This is a genomic window from Streptomyces sp. NPDC047022, assembly GCF_040644155.1.
Classification (GTDB): domain Bacteria; phylum Actinomycetota; class Actinomycetes; order Streptomycetales; family Streptomycetaceae; genus Streptomyces.
This window is the reverse complement of sequence record NZ_JBEYVV010000005.1, coordinates 91,506-108,191: the sequence shown is the minus strand read 5'-3', so window position 1 is coordinate 108,191 and position 16,686 is coordinate 91,506. Positions and strand designations below refer to the sequence as shown.

The following is a 16,686-nucleotide window of genomic DNA, read 5'->3' as shown; positions in this document are numbered from 1 at the left end:
CAGGGGCCGCCCTCCTGCCCCAGGGGGTTGCTCGCGGATCTTCGCGGCGTCAGGACGCCTCACCAGAACCGCGGCGGCGGGCCGCGGTTCCCCGGGCCGGCACGACCGAACCACTGGAAGCATGGGGAGATCTGACACTGATGCACACCGACCTCGTGGCAGCGCTCGACATCGGCGGCACCAAGATCGCCGGAGCGCTGGTGGACGGCCACGGCCGGATCCTGCTGCGCGCACAGCGTGCCACACCTGCGCAGGAGGACGGCGACACCGTGATGGGGGCCGTCGAGGAGGTCATGGGGGAGCTCACCGCCTCCGCGCTGTGGGGCAGGGCGGAAGCCGTCGGTATCGGCAGCGCGGGTCCGGTGGATGCCTCCGCGGGCACGGTGAGCCCGGTCAACGTACCCGGCTGGCGTGGCTACCCGCTGGTCGAGCGGGTCCGGGACGTGGCCGGCGGACTGCCGGTCGAGCTGATCGGCGACGGAGTGGCCATCACGGCCGCGGAGCACTGGCAGGGCGCGGCCCGTGGCCACGACAACGCGCTGTGCATGGTGGTGTCGACGGGCGTCGGGGGCGGTCTGGTCCTCGGCGGCCGACTGCACCCGGGGCCCACGGGCAACGCGGGCCACATCGGGCACATCAGCGTCGACCTCGACGGCGATCCCTGCCCGTGCGGTTCGCGCGGCTGCGTGGAGCGCATCGCGAGTGGCCCGAACATCGCGCGCCGCGCCCTGGAGGGCGGCTGGCGGCCGGGCCCGGACGGGGATGCCTCGGCCGCCGCCGTGGCCGCCGCCGCCCGGGCGGGCGACCCGGTGGCGGTGGCTTCCTTCGAGCGGGCCGCGCAGGCGCTGGCCGCCGGAATCGCCGCGACCGCGACACTCGTCGAGATCGACATCGCGGTGATCGGCGGGGGAGTGGGCAAGGCCGGGGACGTCCTGTTCACCCCGCTGCGCAAGGCCCTGGCCGGATACGCCACGTTGTCCTTCGTGCGGCGCCTGACCGTGGCCCCCGCGCTGATGGGCACGGACGCGGGCCTCGTGGGCGCGGCCGCCGCGGCCCTGCGCCGCCGCGAGAGCGCGGCGGCGGTGGGTGCCGCCACCTGATCGGTTGCGGGGGCGTTCCGCCTGCGAGTTCGGCCGTCCCACGCCGCGTCGGCTGCACCGGCGACGGCCCAGCGGTCCGAACCCGGACCGCCGTGCCGATACGGTCCTGCCACCCGAACCCTCCCGATGGGCCCGTCGTCCTCGGGGGGTGTGCCGGGCGTCGCGACGGGGCCGACCTCGACTGTCGGGGCAACCGGTACTCGTCCCGACGGCACGCGTCCCGTCACGGTGGCGCGCAGTCGGTCGGCGAGCGCGAATTCACCGTCGCCGGGCGCATGGTGGCCTTGACCGGCGATCGCCGCAGACGCTCCCCATCATCTCCCAGGCCCTCGCGCGCAAGTGGCAGGGGGTCAGGGCAAAGGGTCGGTAAACACGGGCGTACTGTGCGGACATGAGTGAGCGAAGAGCGCTTCTGCGCCGCATACGCGTGTGGCTGGTCGTCTTCATCGTGGGCCTGGTACTGAGCGGGCTGACCGCCTTTCCTCTCGTCACCGAACTGCACGTCGTGCACAGTGCGCTGACCTCCTGGGCATCGCCCGTCGCCGATGCCTTCCCCGGGCTGCTGAAGTGGATCGCGCGGGTCCGGCACGGACTCGACACCGCCGACGCGGACTACCCCTTCCTGTTGTACGGCACCGACTGGCTGGCCTTCGCCCATCTCGTCATCGCCGTCGCCTTCTACGGCCCTTACCGCGACCCGGTGCGCAACATCTGGGTCATCGAATTCGGCATGATCGCGTGCGCCGGCATCATCCCGCTGGCCCTGATCTGCGGTCCGGTCAGGGGCATCCCCTTCTGGTGGACGGTCATCGACATGTCCTTCGGCGTCTTCGGGGTGATCCCGCTGCTGATGCTGAGGCGCCTGATCAAGCGGCTCGCGGAGCTCAGCGAGCCCGTACCGGTACCGGCGACCGTCTAGGACATCCAGGACAAGTGGGCCGCCCCTCAGCGGAGGACGGCCCTCGGCGCCTTCGCTCCGGCGGCCCGAACGCGACGGTGATGACGACAGGTACCGCCGTACGGTCCCGGTGCCCGGTGTCAGGCCGGAGATCGCCCGCAGGGGCGCCGGGCACGGTCCTGGCCCGGTACCGCGCCGGGCGGCGCCTACCGATCTGCCGGCGGCGCATGAACTCACCGCGACAGCGCTTCTCGTGATGGCGTGTGGCAGGAACGAGAGCGGGTGCGTGACCCCTGTGCCGTTGTGCAGTTGAGCAGGGTATGAAGAAGCGCAGCATGCTCGCCATCGCCTCCCTCGCCACCGGATTCGTCGTGGCGGCTCTCACTCCGTCCCATGCCGCTGACCACGAGGTCCACGGCGACCTCAACGTCAAGGACTCGCTGAGCGCGGTCGACCACGCCCTCGGTGACGACGGCGCCGGCACGGACGGGGAGGCCCCGGGGCGGAACGGCTGACCGGACTCACCGCGGCGCCGGTGCCTCGCCGTTACGGGGCGCCGGTGCCGCGCTGTACGGCGGACGTGCCCTCATCAGCGCCGGGTTTCCGTGGCAGGGTGGAGCGGGCAAGCCACAGGGGGCCAAACAGAAGAGGGGGAGTCCGTGACCGTCGTCTGGATCAACGGCGCGTTCGGTGCGGGGAAGACCACCACCGCACGGGAACTGATCGAGCTGATCCCGAACAGCACGCTCTTCGACCCCGAGGTGATCGGCGGAGCACTCCCGCACCTGCTGCCGCCCAAGCGCCTCGCCGAGGTCGGCGACTTCCAGGACCTGCCGATCTGGCGGCGGCTCGTGATCGACACCGCGGCCGCGATGCTCGCCGAACTCGGCGGTGTCCTCGTGATTCCGATGACCCTGCTGCGCCAGGAATACCGCGACGAGATCTTCGGCGCGCTCGCCGCCCGTCGTGTTTCCGTACGCCATGTCCTTCTCGCCCCGGCCGAAACGATCCTGCGCGAGCGCATAGCCCACCGCGAGGTTCCGCCCGACCTGCCCGACGGTGAGATCCGGATCCGCCAGTGGTCGTACGACCACATCGAGCCCTACCGTGCCGCGCTCGCCTCCTGGCTCACCGCCGACGCGCACCTCGTCGACACCAGCGCCCTCAGCCCGTACGAGGCCGCCGCGCGGATAGCGGAGGCCGTCCGGACCGACGCCGCTCCCGTGTGCGACATCGTGCAGACCCCTGAGCCGACCGCCGAGACACTCGCCGCGGGCGTGCTCCTCTTCGACGCGCAGGACCGGGTGCTGCTCGTGGACCCGACCTACAAGGCGGGTTGGGAATTCCCCGGTGGCGTCGTCGAGCCCGGAGAAGCCCCGGCTCGCGCCGGCATGAGGGAGGTCGCCGAGGAGACCGGGATCGTGCTCGAAGAGGTCCCCCGGTTGCTGGTCGTGGACTGGGAGCCTCCGGCGCCTCCTCGCTATGGCGGGCTGCGTCTCCTCTTCGACGGAGGTCTCCTCGACGACGCGGCGGCCGGCCGTCTCCTGCTGCCAGGGCCCGAGTTGCGCGGCTGGCGGTTCGTCACGGAGAGCGAGGCGGCCGAACTGCTGCCGCCCGTGCGCTACGAGCGGCTGCGCTGGGCGCTGCGGGCACGCGAACGCGGCGCGGCGATCTATCTGGAGGCGGGTGTACCGGTCGGCTGAGTCTCCCGTGGTGCCGGCCACCGCGTGGGGTCGACAGTGAGTGTGTCATGCCTCTCACCGGCAGTCTTTGCGCGGCACGGATGGTTCCGAGAGAGAAACGAGGCCTAACCGACGCCATCCCGGTATGAATCGGTAAAGTCCCGAACAGCTCTGATCCCTCTACCTTGTTGCCGCAGCTCATCTCTCTGGCGGCAGCGGGCCGCCCAGACATGCCGGACTCACCGCCGGCCGAAGGAGGGACATGCGCGCACAACCCTCGGCCCTTACCCGGGGCCTCACACTCGCCGCAGGACTGACCCTGGTCCTTGCTGCCTGCAGCAGCGGCGGCAGTGGCGGGGGCGGCTCCGACAAGAACGGCTCGGCCGGGCTCACGTCGTGCAGCACCCAGGGCAAGGCCAACACGTGCAACTCGGCCGACACCAGATCGGGCGGCACGTTCACCTACACGCTGGAGAAGAACATCCAGCAGTGGAACACGCAGGACACCAACGGCAACACCTTCGAGAACGGCGAAGCCCTCGGTGTCGTACTGCCCTCGGTGTTCGTCCCCCAGCCCGACTTCTCGGTCAAGCTCAACACGGACCTGGTCACCTCGGCGACGCAGACCAGCGCCAGCCCGCAGACCGTCGTCTACAAGATCAACCCGAAGGCGTCGTGGAACGACGGGACTCCGGTCAGCGCCGACGACTTCATCTACTACTGGCGCACCAACAACGGCAAGGACTGTCCGCCGCCTCCGGCCAGTGACTCCACGCAGACCAAGGGCTGTCTGCCGGCGAGCACGGCCGGTTACGACCGCATCAAGTCGATCACGGCCTCCGACGGCGGCAAGACCGTCACCATGGTGATGAGCAAGCCCTACTCGGACTGGAAGGGGCTGTTCGGGGCGGGCTACCCGCTGTTCCCGGCGCATGTCGCCGAGAAGGTGTCCGGCGCCACGGCGGGCGACGCGGCGCATATGACGGCCGCTCAGATGACCGCGGGCTGGCAGTACTTCCAGAAGAACCCACCCAGCAAGTACGCGACCGCGGGCCCTTACAAGATGCAGGAGTGGGCGGACAACGACCACGCCACCTTCGTACCCGACCCCAAGTGGTGGGGAGCGCGGAAGGCGACCCTGCAGCGGCTGATCTTCAAGGTGATCACCGATGCCACGCAGGAACCGATCGCGCTGAAGAACAACGAGGTCCAGGGGATCTACCCGCAGCCCGAGGTGGACCTGGTCAACCAGGTCAAGGACATCCCCGACGTCACGTACTCCATCGGCAGCGGACTGACCTGGGAGCACTTCGACCTCAACCTGCACAACCCCGTGATCGGCAAGTACACGGCGCTGCGGCAGGCGATGTTCACGGCCATCAGCATCAAGGACATCATGGCCAAGACGGTCGGCCAGTTCGACCCGAACGTGAAGCAGCTCGGCAACCACAACTTCGTTCCCGGACAGGCCGGTTACCAGGACCTGGTCACCGCCTCCGGCCAGGGGTCCGGTGATCTCACCAAGGCCAAGCAGTACCTGACCGACGCGAAGTTCACCGGAGTCGGCACGTCACTGAAGACGCCCGACGGCAAGGCCGTCGGCCCCTTCAACTGCCGCTACACCACCGGCAACCAGATCCGGCAGAGCGAGTGCCAGATCCTGCAGAGCGACCTGGCGAGCCTGGGCATCAAGATCACCATCAAGCCGATCGGCGCCGCCGACCTCGGCACGGTACTCGCCGGGCACCAGTACGACATCATCGTCTTCGCCTGGGTGGCGTCCCCCTTCCCGACCAGCAACGCCCAGGGGACATGGACCACCGGAAGCGGCGGCAACTACGGCGGCTACAGCAACAAGCAGGTCGACTCCCTGATCGCCCAGGCCATCGGTGAGACGGACGCGGCCAAGGCCGCGAACCTGCTGAACCAGGCGGACACGCTGATGGTGAAGGACGCCTACGTCCTGCCGCTGTACCAGAAGCCGACGTTCCTGGCGGTGCAGAAGCGGTTCGTGAACATGCGGGACAACGCCACAAACGTGGGTCCGCCGTACAACGTCGGTGAGTGGGGCCTGAAGAAGTAGCACCCCGCTCGACGTAATCCGCCCGTACGCTCCCACGTACCCCGCGCCCGGCCCCGGCAATCCCGGGGCCGGGCCGGGCCGAAGCCGCGGCCGGATGACAACCCACATCCAGTCGGCCCCGAGAGAAGACCGCATGCTTGCCTACACAGTGCGCCGCCTCCTCGTCTCCATACCCGTCCTGATCGTCTCGACGTTCGTCGTGTTCCTCGTGGTCGTCAACTCCGGCGACCCCGTGGCCAACTTCGCCACCTCACGGCAGCCCGCTCCGAGCAAGGCCGCCGTCACCGCGTTCGCCCGGCACATCCACGCCGACCAGCCGGTCGCCGATCGCTACTGGAACTGGATCACCGGGGTCCTGCACGGCGACTTCGGGCCCTCCGTGCAACCCAACCTGAACATCGGCCACGATCTGTTCACCCGCTTCCGGGTCACGGTCACCCTGGTCGCCGCGGCGATGGTCATCGCCCTGCTGCTGGCCGTGGTGTGCGGGGTGTACAGCGCGATCCGCCAGTACTCCGTCGGCGACTACGTGATCACCTTCGTCGGCTTCCTGTTTCTCGCCATGCCGGTCTTCTGGTTCGCCGTCCTGCTCAAGCAAGCCGGGATCTGGACCAACCAGAGCACCGGCAGCCAGTTCCTCGGCACGATCGGTGAGAAGTCGACCTATCTCGACGTCGACACCACCTGGAACGAGATCAGCGACCGCATCGGGCATCTGATCCTGCCCACCATCACCCTCGCCCTGGTCTCCTTCGCCTCCTGGACCCGTTTCACCCGTGCGTCCATGCTCGAGGTCCTGGGCAGCGACTACGTCCGGCTCGCCCGCGCCAAGGGGCTGCGCCGCGGCAAGGTCATGGTGCGGCACGCCCTGCGCACCGCCCTGATCCCGCTCGCCACCGTCACGTCGCTCGACGTCGCCATCATCCTCGGCGGAGCGGTGATCACCGAGACGATCTTCCAGTGGCACGGCCTGGGCGAGATGCTCGTGCAGGCGGCCACGACGCTCGACGTCTACCGGACCATGGCCTGGCTGCTGCTCTCCGCCGTGATCGTCATCGCGTTCAACCTCATCGCCGATCTGCTCTACGCCGTACTCGACCCGAGGATCCGTTATGAGTGACACCAAGGCACCCGGGTCCGCGGGCACCGAAGTGCCGCGCGCCGAGCATGAGTTCACCGTAAAGCAGCGCAGCCAGACCCAGATGGTCCTGCGCCGCTTCGTACGGCACCGGGCAGCCATGATCAGCCTGGTCGTCTTCGTGCTGATCGTGCTGTGGGCGTTCATCGGCCCGTACTTGTGGCACTACTCGTACCAGAAGTACACGCCCGACAACTCCCAGGCCCCCTCCGCCAAGCACCCGTTCGGCACCGACTCCTCCGGATACGACGCCTACGCCCAGGTGATGCGCGGCACTCAGACCTCGCTCAAGGTCGCCATCCTGATCGCGCTCGGATCCACCGTGCTCGGCGCGGTGTGGGGTGCCATCGCGGGCTTCTACCGCGGCATCGTCGACTCGATCATGATGCGCATCGCCGACCTCGTCCTGACGCTGCCCCTGTTCGCCATCGCGCTGGTCATCTCCTCGCGAAGCGGCGGCTCCTGGTACTGGATCGCGGTCGTCGTCGCAGGGCTGACCTGGGCGTACGTCTCCCGTATCGTCCGCTCCACCGTGCTGTCGCTGCGTGAGAAGGAGTTCGTGGAGGCGGCCCGGGCGCTGGGCGCCTCCGATACCCGGATCATCTTCGGGCATCTGCTGCCGAACTCGCTCGGCCCCATCATCGTCAACGCGACGATCTTGGTGGCCACCGGCATCCTCACCGAGACCGCACTGTCGTTCCTCGGCTTCGGCGTCCAGCCGCCCGACACGTCCCTCGGGCTGCTCGTCGCCCAGGCGCAGACGGCGGTCGACACCCGGCCCTGGCTCTTCTACATCCCCGGCGCTTTCATCATCGCGATCGCCCTGACCATCAACTTCATCGGTGACGGGCTGCGCGACGCCTTCGACCCCCGGCAGCAAAGGGTACGACAGTGACGACCACGAGCAGTGAGGGCGTGCGGGCCGGCAGCGCCACCGACGCCGTACTCGAAGTCGACGGTCTCGGCGTGGAGTTCCCCACCGAGGACGGAACGGTACGGGCCGTGCGCGGCGTCGGGTACAGCCTCGGCCGGGGCGAGTCGCTCGGCATCGTCGGCGAGTCCGGATCGGGGAAGTCCGTCACCGCCATGGCCGTGATGGGGCTGCTGCCGACGAGCGCGAGAGTGCGTGGCTCGGTGCGGTTCGAGGGCACGGAACTGCTCGGGATGTCCGACGCGAGGATGTCGGACATCCGCGGCAGCGGCATCGCGATGATCTTCCAGGACCCGATGACCTCCCTCAACCCCGTCTACACGGTCGGCTACCAGATAGCCGAGACCCTCCAGCGGCACAACCCGGGCCTGAAGAACCGCGACGTCCGCACGCGGGCAATCGATCTCCTGGGCACGGTCGGCATCCCCAGCCCCGAGCGCCGCGTCGACAGCTATCCGCACGAACTGTCCGGCGGCATGCGGCAGCGCGTCGTCATCGCCATCGCCATGGCCAACGACCCTGACGTGATCATCGCCGACGAGCCGACCACCGCCCTCGACGTGACCGTTCAGGCCCAGATCCTGGACGCGCTGGAGACCGCCCGCGCGGAGACCGGCGCGGCCCTCGTCCTCATCACCCACGACCTTGGCGTCGTGGCCGGGCACACGGACCGGGTCGCGGTGATGTACGCGGGCCGGATCGTCGAGACGGGCCCCGTCGAGGACCTCTTCTACACCCCGCGCATGCCGTACACCCTCGGGCTCCTCGGCTCGCTGCCCCGGCTGGACCGTGAGGAGGCACGGCTCACCCCCATCGGCGGATCGCCGCCCTCGCTGCTGAACATGCCGCCGGGCTGCCCCTTCGCGCCGCGCTGCCCGATGCGCAGAGACGTCTGCGACAGCGACGAGCCGCCGCTCCGGGCGACCGGCCAGGAAGGCCACCTCAGCGCCTGTCACTTCGCGGACGAACTCGTCGACACCGGCGCCGAGCAGGTCTTCGATGCGGCCGGCGCCGACTCCGAGGCCCTGGCCCGGTTCGCCGAGGCGACATCCACCCCGAACCCCGAGGAGGACTCCGAATGACCGCTCCTGTGCGGGACGCCGTGCCGCTGCCGCCGCTCGCCGGGCACGGCGGCACCGGTGAACCCGTCCTCCAGGTCCGTGACCTGGTCAAGCACTTCCCGGTCATGTCCCGTGGCGTCGTCCGCAGACGGGTGGGCGACGTCCACGCCGTGTGCGGAGTCTCCTTCGACCTCTTCGAGAACGAAACCCTCGGCCTGGTGGGTGAGTCCGGCTCCGGCAAGACCACCGTCTCACGCACCGTGCTCGGCCTGGAGAAGGCGACCTCAGGGCAGGTCCGCTATCGCGGCCGTGAACTCACCGAACTGAGTAGACGTCAGATGAGGCCGCTGCGCAGCGAGTTGCAGATCGTGTTCCAGGACCCGTACGCCTCCCTGGACCCGCGTCTGTCGGTGCACGACATCGTCGCCGAGCCGCTGCGTATCCACGGCCGCTACGGTCCGGGCGCCCGTGACGAGGTACGCGAACTGCTGCGTCTGGTGGGCCTCAACCCCGAGCACGGGAACCGGTTCGCCCATGAGTTCTCCGGCGGGCAGCGCCAGCGCATCGGCATCGCACGCGCGCTGGCCCTCCACCCCAAGGTGATCGTCCTGGACGAGCCGGTGTCCGCGCTGGACGTCTCGATCCAGGCGGGCGTCCTGAACCTGCTGATGGACCTGCAGAGCGAACTCGGACTGTCCTTCCTGTTCGTGGCACACGACCTGTCGGTGATGCGGCATGTGGCCGGGCGCGTCGCCGTCATGTACCTGGGGCGCCTCGTCGAGGTCGCCCCCGCACGCGACCTCTTCTCCCGGCCCGCCCACCCCTACACCCAGGCACTCGTCTCGGCCATCCCGCTGCCCGACCCGCGCAAGGAGAGGGCACGGAAACGGATCACGGTCCAGGGCGACGTACCGAGCCCGATCCTCCCGCCCAGCGGCTGCCGCTTCCGCACCCGCTGCCCCAAGTTCGCCCAGCAGCTCACCGAGAGCGAGCGCACCGCCTGCGTCGAGCAGGTGCCGGAGCTGATCGACCGGGGCGGCGGGAGCCCGGTCGCCTGCCACTACGCGGAGACGGTGCAGCTCTTGTAGGCGTCCCGCAGTTCCTCGTACGGGTACGGAGTCCGCCGGCTCTCCCACTGGAGCCGGCGGCTGAAGTCCGCCATGATCGCGGCGAGCGGCGCGTACCGGCTGATGAGCCCGGCGGCGATGGGCGGGATGCCCTCGGGCCGTACGCCCTCGGCGCACGCGGCGATGAACGCCTCACGTTCCGTTCTGCCGTATCCGTACAAGGCGGTCACCAGCCACTTCACCAGGTGGGTGATGGCGTAGGCGTGATCGTAGCCGTGGTGTCGCCCGAGAAACCCACGTTCCTCGGGCGACAGCCGGAAACGGGAGGAGACGGCAAGACCGTAGTCGGCGAGATAGAGATGCCGGCCGTCGGTCAGGACGTTCTCGAAGTGGGCGTCGAAGTGGAGGAGCCCCTGGGACTGAAGGAAGTCGGCGACGCGCATGAGTTCCCGGTCCACCATGGCGCACGCCGTCTCCGCCTCGCCCGCCGCGATCCGCGCGCCGAGCCAGTCGTGCAGGGTGTACGGCATGTGCTCCAGGAACAGTGTCACGCTCGCCGAGGCCGTGCGCAGGGCCTCGATCCGCTCGCGCACCCGAGGGCCCCCGCCCCAGTAGGCCACGGCCTGCTCCACGTCGGCGAGTTCCGTGGGCAGGGGCGCCGGGGCGTCCGGGAGCACCCGCCAGTGGTGCAGCAGCGGAAAGCCGGCGAAGCGGCCCGCCAGTACCCAGTTCGTGGTCATCGTGTGCACGGCCAGCTCACGCCAGGCACCGAACCCGGGGCCTCCGATGCCGTACTGACAGAACGGCGGCAGCCCGAACACATTGGCCGTCGACCGGACGTTCTCCGGCCGCCGTTCCAGATCGGTGAGCGGCACCCGCTTCACGAAGACCGGAACCTCGTCGACGTACAGCAGCGCACTGCGTCCGCCGATCCCGGCTCCCAGGGGCGTGGCCGTCGCCACCAGTTCGGCCAGCTCGTCGTCACCGAGCAGCGCGAGAGAGGTGGAGACGTCGCTGTAAGCGGCGAGACGACCGGCCTCGGGCCCTTCCGAACCGCTCCGGTTGAGCTGCATGACGCGAGCCTAAACGCTCCGCGGGAATCGCGGTCCATCATCTGCGGGTTCGTCGTGGCCGGCCGTGCCCGCGCGGCGGAGCCGCATACCGACAGGGCCCCGCGCCCCTTCAGGGCGCGAGCGATGCCCGCCGCGGCACTGGAGGGCCCTCACCCGGTGGCGAGAGCCCTCCGCGGCGACCGGCGCCGGATCGGGTCAGCCCGCCGCGTAGTTGCGCAGGAACAGCGCTTCCGCGACCGACAGACGCTCCAACTCCTCGGGGGAGACGCTCTCGTTGACCGCGTGGATCTGCGCCTCCGGCTCGCTCAGGCCGATGAGCAGGATCTCCGCCTGCGGGTAGAGCGAGGCGAGGGTGTTGCACAGCGGGATGGACCCGCCCTGGCCCGCGTACCGCATCTCCTGGCCCGGGTAGGCCACCGCCATCGCCTCGGCCATCGCCTTGTACGCGGGGCTGGTGGTGTCCGCCCGGAACGCCTGCCCCTGCCCCACCTGCTCGGTACGCACCCGGGCACCCCACGGGGTCCGCGCCGCCAGGTGCGCCTCGAGCAGCTTGGTCGCCTCGGCCGCGTCCACGCCCGGCGGCACCCGCAGGCTGATCAGCGCACGGGCGCTCGCCTGGACCGACGGAGTCGCACCGACCACCGGCGGGCAGTCGATACCCAGCACGGTCACGGCGGGGCGCGCCCAGATCCGGTCGGCGACGGAGCCGGAGCCGATCAGCTCCACGCCGTCGAGCACCTTGGCGTCCTTGCGGAAGCGCTCCTCGGAGTACTCGACACCGTCCCACTGAGTCTCGCAGACCAGACCGTCGACGGTGGTCGAACCGTCCTCGGCCCGCAGCGAGTCCAGTACGCGTACCAGGGCGGCCAGCGCGTCGGGCGCGGCTCCCCCGAACTGGCCCGAGTGCAGATTGCCTTCGAGCGTGTCGACCCGGACGCGGACGAGCGTCATACCGCGCAGTGTCGAGGTGGCCGTCGGCAGACCGACCCGGAAGTTGCCGGAGTCGCCGATGACGATGGCGTCGGAGGCGAGGAGCTCCGGGTGCGCCTCGGCGTACCGCTCGAGACCGCCGGTGCCCTGTTCCTCCGAACCCTCGGCGATGACCTTGATGTGCACGGGCACGCCGCCGTTCGCCTTCAGCGCGCGCAGGGCGAGCAGGTGCATGATGACACCGCCCTTGCAGTCGGCCGTGCCGCGCCCGTACCAGCGGCCGTCGCGCTCCGTCAGCTCGAAGGGCGGGGTGGTCCAGCCGGCCTCGTCCAGCGGCGGCTGCACGTCGTAGTGCGCGTACAGCAGTACCGTCCTGGCGCCCTCCGGGCCCGGCAGGTAGCCGTACACAGACTGGGTTCCGTCCGGGGTGTCGAGCAGCGCCACGTCCTGGAAGCCCTCGGCGCCAAGCGCGTCGGCGACCCAGCGTGCCGCGCCCTCGCTCTCGCTCCTGGGGAACTGGTCGAAGTCCGCCACCGATTTGAAGGCCACCAGCTCGGTGAGCTCCTGCCTGGCCCTGGGCATCAGCGAGGCGACGGCCTCGGCGACCGGATTCGACGACATGGGCACGCTCCTTGTGGGTGCGACGTTGCACCGATGGGTGCTTATTAGTACTTCCTGTGCGGATCTATGTGCGTACGTGCTGGTGTGCAGGGCGCACGCGCTGCCGATCCTCCCACAGCGGCCCCCGGGGACGCCGCCGTAGGATGCCTGGGACAGGTGCGGCAGGCGGCTTGATCGGGAGCAGTAGACCATCGTGAGCAGCGAGAACTCTTCGGCGGACGACGTGCAGCGGGTGTGGGACGTCGTCGTGGTGGGCGCGGGACCCGCTGGGGCCTCGGCCGCGTATGCGGCGGCGGTCGCGGGACGCAGCGTGCTGTTGCTGGAGAAGGCCGAGCTGCCCCGGTACAAGACGTGCGGCGGAGGCATCATCGGCCCCTCGCGTGACAGCCTGCCGCCCGGCTTCGAGCTGCCGCTGCGTGATCGCGTACACGCGGTCACCTTTTCGAACAATGGCCGCTTCACCCGCACCCGGCGCTCCAAGCACATGCTGTTCGGGCTGATCAACCGCCCCGAGTTCGACCAGCAGCTCGTCGAGCACGCTCGGACGGCGGGCGCGGAACTGCGCACGGGCGCGACGGTCTCGCGGGTCGAGCAGCACGGTTCGGCCGTGCCGGACCGGCGCACGGTGGCCGTCGTCCTGCAGGGCGGCGAGACGCTGCTGGCGCGTGCCGTGGTCGGCGCGGACGGCAGTGCCAGCCGCATAGGAGCGCATGTCGGAGTGAAGCTCGACCAGGTGGATCTGGGCCTGGAGGCGGAGATCCCGGTGCCGGAGACGGTCGCGGAGGACTGGAAGCGGCGGGTGCTCATCGACTGGGGGCCGATGCCGGGCAGCTACGGCTGGGTCTTCCCGAAGGGCGAGACGCTCACCGTGGGGGTGATCTCCCGACGCGGTGAGGGCGCCGCCACGAAGCGCTACTTGGAGGACTTCATCGCGCGCCTCGGGCTCGCCGGATTCGAACCGAGCATCTCCTCAGGCCACTTGACCAGGTGCCGTGCCGACGACTCACCGCTGTCGCGGGGGCGGGTGCTGGTGTGCGGTGACGCGGCGGGCCTGCTGGAGCCCTGGACCCGTGAGGGAATCTCCTTCGCGCTGCGGTCGGGGCGCCTCGCGGGGGAGTGGGCGGTGCGGATCGCGGAGGCGCACGACGGGGTGGACACGCGCAGGCAGGCCCTGAACTACGCGTTCGCCATCAAGGCCGGTCTGGGCGTCGAGATGAGCGTCGGCAAGCGGATGCTGGCGGCCTTCGAGCGCCGCCCCGGCCTGTTCCACGCGGCGCTGACCGGAGTCCGTCCCGCCTGGAGGGCGTTCAAGGACATCACCCAGGGGTCCACGTCGCTGGGGGAACTCGTCCGCGACCATCCGATCGCGCAGCGCGCGCTGACCGCGCTGGACCGGGGGCCGGCGGGCGATCACGTCAGCTCCTGACGGGGACCGTCAGCTCTGGACCGTGATACGGAAGACGGGGTGGTCGGGGGCGGCTGCGATGATCTCCTCGTCGCTGGACTTGGCCGTGACCCCCTTGAAGTACTGGTTGACCTCCCATCCCCATTTCTCCAGGTAGGTGCGCAGGACCGGGAGCTTCTCGTCGTCGGGAAGCTCCACCGCCGTGAACGCGCGTACCTTGCGCCCCACGCGCAGTTCACCGGCGCCGGCGGCACGCATGTTGCGCACCCACTGGGAGTGCCCGCGGGCGGAGACGAGGTACTGGTCGCCCTCGTACACATGGGGGTTGACCGGGATGCGCTGCATCTGACCGCTCTTGCGGCCGCGCACGGACATCTCCGCCGTGCCGGCGAGGCTGATCCCGTGCCGGGCCAGCCAGCCGATGACGCTGTTGAAGCGAATGGTCGTCGGGCTGCCCTTGAGATAGTACGGCGACGACATGGGGACTCCCACCGAGTTGGGAGAGCAGCGCTCTCGCCTTGGTTTCGAGAGCGGTGCTCTCGCTTGGTAGGAGTGTGGGGGAGATCGGTGCTCTAAAGCAAGAGCGCTGCTCTCGTTTTTGTGCGGCGCTCACAGGTCCGTGTTGGTGTGGGGCAGCTCGAGAGGGAGTGGCGTCCTGCGGGCGAGCGCCGTTCTCGAGCGTGAGCACCGCTCTACCGGGGCGCGCTATAGAGCATGAGCGCTGTCCTGAAGGGTGAGCGTCGCTGCGATTCGTGAGCAACGCTCTAAAGGGTGAGCACCGCTCCGAAGTGTGTGCACTGCTCCATAGCCTGGCACACTCCCTGCATGAACACCCCCCAAGGAGCCCGCGCCCGTGCCCGGATCGAGGTCACCGCCGCCATCAAGGACGAGGCCCGCAGCCAGCTCGCCGCGGAAGGCGCCGCCAGGCTCTCGCTCCGCGCCGTCGCCCGCGAGCTCGGCATGGCCTCCTCCGCGCTCTACCGCTACTTCCCGAGCCGCGACGACCTGCTCACCGCGCTGATCATCGACGCCTACGACTCCCTCGGTCAGGCCGCGGAGGCCGCGGACGCCAAGGCCGGTGACATCGCCCCCGCGCGCCGCTGGGTCGTCGTGTGCGAGGCGGTGCGCGGCTGGGCGCTCGCGCATCCGCACGAGTACGCCCTGATCTACGGTTCGCCGGTGCCCGGCTACTCCGCGCCCGAGGCGACCGTCCCGGCCGCGTCCCGGGTGGGGCTCCTGCTCATCGGCATCGTGCGCGACGCCTACCGGCGGCGCGGCGTGGCCCTTACCCCGGTGCCCGCGGAACTCGAGCCCGAGGCCCGGCGCATGGCCGCCGATCTGGCATCCGATCTGCCGGCGGAAGTGGTCACGGCCATGGTTGCCGCGTGGGCCCAGTTGTACGGGCTGGTGGGGTTCGAGGTGTTCGGGCAGTTCACCAGGCTGGTCGAGGACCGGGAGGCGTTCTTCCGGCATGCAGCGGCCCGGCTCGCCCAGAACGTCGGCCTGGTGTTCCCCTAGGCCCGGTCCTGGCCGGGAATCAGGACGACCTTGCCCGCGACCGTTCCGGACTCGGCCAGCCGCATGGCCTCGGCGGCCTCGGTCAGCGGCAGGCGGGCGGCGATCCGGGCGGTGACCTCACCGCGCTGGAAGGCGGTGAACACCTCGGTGAGGTCCGCGCGCAGACGCGCCCGGAAGCGGTTCTTGTTCAGGGCGTGGCCCGCCCAGACGTTGAAGAAGTAGGCGTGGCGGCCGTTGGGCAGGGCGTTCCACAGCCATACCCGGCCGAGGATCTTCAGTACGGGCCACTGCTTGGAGCCCGAGTCGTCCCTGGTCGCGGCACTGCCGTAGGAGACGAGGGTGCCGCCGGGGGCGAGCAGCCGCCAGGAGTCGATCACGCTGCGGCCTCCGACATGGTCGAAGGCTGCGTCGACTCCGCCGGGAGCGAGTTCGCGCACCCTGGCGGGGATGTCCTCCGTGCGGTAGTCCACGGGCATCACGCCGAGTTCCCGCAGCGCGTCGTGGTGGCGCGCGGACGCCGTGCCGATCACGCTCACGCCCGCCGCCCGAGCGAGCTGCACCAGTACCGTGCCTACGCCGCCGTTGGCGCCGTGGACCAGGATCGTCGCGCCCGGGCGTACGCGGGCGTTGCGGTGCAGCATCTGCCAGGCGGTGATGCCGTTGACCACCAGGGTCTCCGCCTCCGCCGCGCCGACTCCCGCGGGCACCTCCACCGCGTCGGCGGCGTCGAGGAGCACGTGCGTGGCCCAGCCGCCCACCTTGACCAGCGCGGCCACCCGCTTGCCCGCCAGGTCGGTCGCGACGCCCGGGCCCGTCGCGACAACCGTGCCCACCAGGTCGTAGCCGGGCACGAACGGGAACGGCGGCTGGTCGTAGTACCGGCCGCGGCGCATCTGCTGTTCCGCGAAGGAGACTCCGGTGGCCTCCACGCGGACTACGATCTGTCCGTCACCCGCGTCCGGAATGTCCCGCTGCCGGAGCTCAAGGCCCTCGGGCTCCACCTTCCCCGGCAGTACGACCTCGACGAGCTGCTCGTTTCCCTTGGCGCTTGCCATGGCGATCTCCACTAGTGCTCTTCGCGTGAGTTAGAAGCTATAACGAAGATGACTGATGGTCGCTTCAGTGTCAAGGGATAGGGGAAACATTCGTTACTGCCTCTCTTGGTAGTGATACCTTGAA

Annotated in this window: 15 protein-coding genes; 11 read left to right on the top strand and 4 right to left on the bottom strand. The window is 69.8% G+C overall.

Annotated elements, in window-relative coordinates:
* Positions 1-140: 140 nt before the first annotated feature.
* From ABZ845_RS08540 to ABZ845_RS08500, 9 genes are all read left to right on the top strand, one after another.
* Positions 141-1,100: an ROK family protein gene (locus ABZ845_RS08540; protein ID WP_360974759.1), complete on the top strand. Its 960-nt coding sequence runs from the start codon at positions 141-143 to the stop codon at positions 1,098-1,100.
* Between the two features lie 391 nt (positions 1,101-1,491).
* On the top strand, positions 1,492-2,019 hold the full coding sequence (locus ABZ845_RS08535) for a hypothetical protein (protein ID WP_360974756.1): 528 nt from the start codon (positions 1,492-1,494) through the stop codon (positions 2,017-2,019).
* A gap of 299 nt (positions 2,020-2,318) precedes the next feature.
* Complete coding sequence (locus ABZ845_RS08530) at positions 2,319-2,513, top strand: hypothetical protein (protein WP_360974753.1); 195 nt, start codon at positions 2,319-2,321, stop codon at positions 2,511-2,513.
* Between the two features lie 144 nt (positions 2,514-2,657).
* Positions 2,658-3,701: an NUDIX domain-containing protein gene (locus tag ABZ845_RS08525; RefSeq protein ID WP_360974750.1), complete on the top strand. Its 1,044-nt coding sequence runs from the start codon at positions 2,658-2,660 to the stop codon at positions 3,699-3,701.
* Positions 3,702-3,942: 241 nt separating this feature from the next.
* Entirely contained in the window at positions 3,943-5,763 is a 1,821-nt protein-coding gene (locus tag ABZ845_RS08520; RefSeq protein WP_360974747.1) for an ABC transporter family substrate-binding protein, read from the top strand.
* Positions 5,764-5,896: 133 nt separating this feature from the next.
* Positions 5,897-6,883, top strand: a complete 987-nt coding sequence (locus tag ABZ845_RS08515; RefSeq protein ID WP_360974744.1) for an ABC transporter permease — start codon at positions 5,897-5,899, stop codon at positions 6,881-6,883.
* The gene (locus ABZ845_RS08510; protein ID WP_360974741.1) at positions 6,876-7,796 is read left to right on the top strand and encodes an ABC transporter permease; all 921 of its coding nucleotides are present in this window, start codon (positions 6,876-6,878) and stop codon (positions 7,794-7,796) included. The genes ABZ845_RS08515 and ABZ845_RS08510 overlap by 8 nt, the downstream gene beginning before the upstream one ends.
* The gene (locus tag ABZ845_RS08505) at positions 7,793-8,914 is read left to right on the top strand and encodes an ABC transporter ATP-binding protein (RefSeq protein ID WP_360974738.1); all 1,122 of its coding nucleotides are present in this window, start codon (positions 7,793-7,795) and stop codon (positions 8,912-8,914) included. Before ABZ845_RS08510 ends, ABZ845_RS08505 begins: the two co-directional genes overlap by 4 nt.
* Entirely contained in the window at positions 8,911-9,981 is a 1,071-nt protein-coding gene (locus ABZ845_RS08500; protein WP_360974735.1) for an oligopeptide/dipeptide ABC transporter ATP-binding protein, read from the top strand. Before ABZ845_RS08505 ends, ABZ845_RS08500 begins: the two co-directional genes overlap by 4 nt.
* Here ABZ845_RS08500 and ABZ845_RS08495 read toward each other — a convergent pair.
* Together ABZ845_RS08495 and ABZ845_RS08490 are read right to left on the bottom strand one after the other, a co-directional pair.
* Positions 9,954-11,033: a protein kinase family protein gene (locus ABZ845_RS08495; protein ID WP_360974732.1), complete on the bottom strand. Its 1,080-nt coding sequence runs from the start codon at positions 11,031-11,033 to the stop codon at positions 9,954-9,956. The two genes, ABZ845_RS08500 and ABZ845_RS08495, sit on opposite strands and share 28 nt — an antisense overlap.
* 195 nt (positions 11,034-11,228) lie before the next feature.
* Positions 11,229-12,584, bottom strand: a complete 1,356-nt coding sequence (locus ABZ845_RS08490) for a dipeptidase (protein ID WP_360974729.1) — start codon at positions 12,582-12,584, stop codon at positions 11,229-11,231.
* A gap of 193 nt (positions 12,585-12,777) precedes the next feature.
* Here ABZ845_RS08490 and ABZ845_RS08485 point away from each other — a divergent pair, with 193 nt between their 5' ends.
* Positions 12,778-14,010 carry a geranylgeranyl reductase family protein gene (locus ABZ845_RS08485; RefSeq protein ID WP_360974726.1) on the top strand — a complete coding sequence of 411 codons (1,233 nt, stop codon included), beginning with the start codon at positions 12,778-12,780 and terminating at the stop codon, positions 14,008-14,010.
* A gap of 9 nt (positions 14,011-14,019) precedes the next feature.
* On the opposite strand, the gene ABZ845_RS08480 is transcribed toward ABZ845_RS08485, so the two are convergent.
* A complete protein-coding gene (locus tag ABZ845_RS08480; protein ID WP_360974723.1) occupies positions 14,020-14,469 on the bottom strand; it encodes a nitroreductase family deazaflavin-dependent oxidoreductase in 450 nt (149 codons plus the stop codon).
* Positions 14,470-14,814: 345 nt separating this feature from the next.
* On the opposite strand from ABZ845_RS08480, the gene ABZ845_RS08475 reads away from it, so the two are divergent.
* Positions 14,815-15,507, top strand: a complete 693-nt coding sequence (locus ABZ845_RS08475; RefSeq protein WP_360974720.1) for a TetR/AcrR family transcriptional regulator — start codon at positions 14,815-14,817, stop codon at positions 15,505-15,507.
* Here the strand turns inward: ABZ845_RS08475 and ABZ845_RS08470 are convergent.
* Complete coding sequence (locus ABZ845_RS08470) at positions 15,504-16,562, bottom strand: medium chain dehydrogenase/reductase family protein (protein WP_360974717.1); 1,059 nt, start codon at positions 16,560-16,562, stop codon at positions 15,504-15,506. The two genes, ABZ845_RS08475 and ABZ845_RS08470, sit on opposite strands and share 4 nt — an antisense overlap.
* Positions 16,563-16,686: the final 124 nt, after the last annotated feature.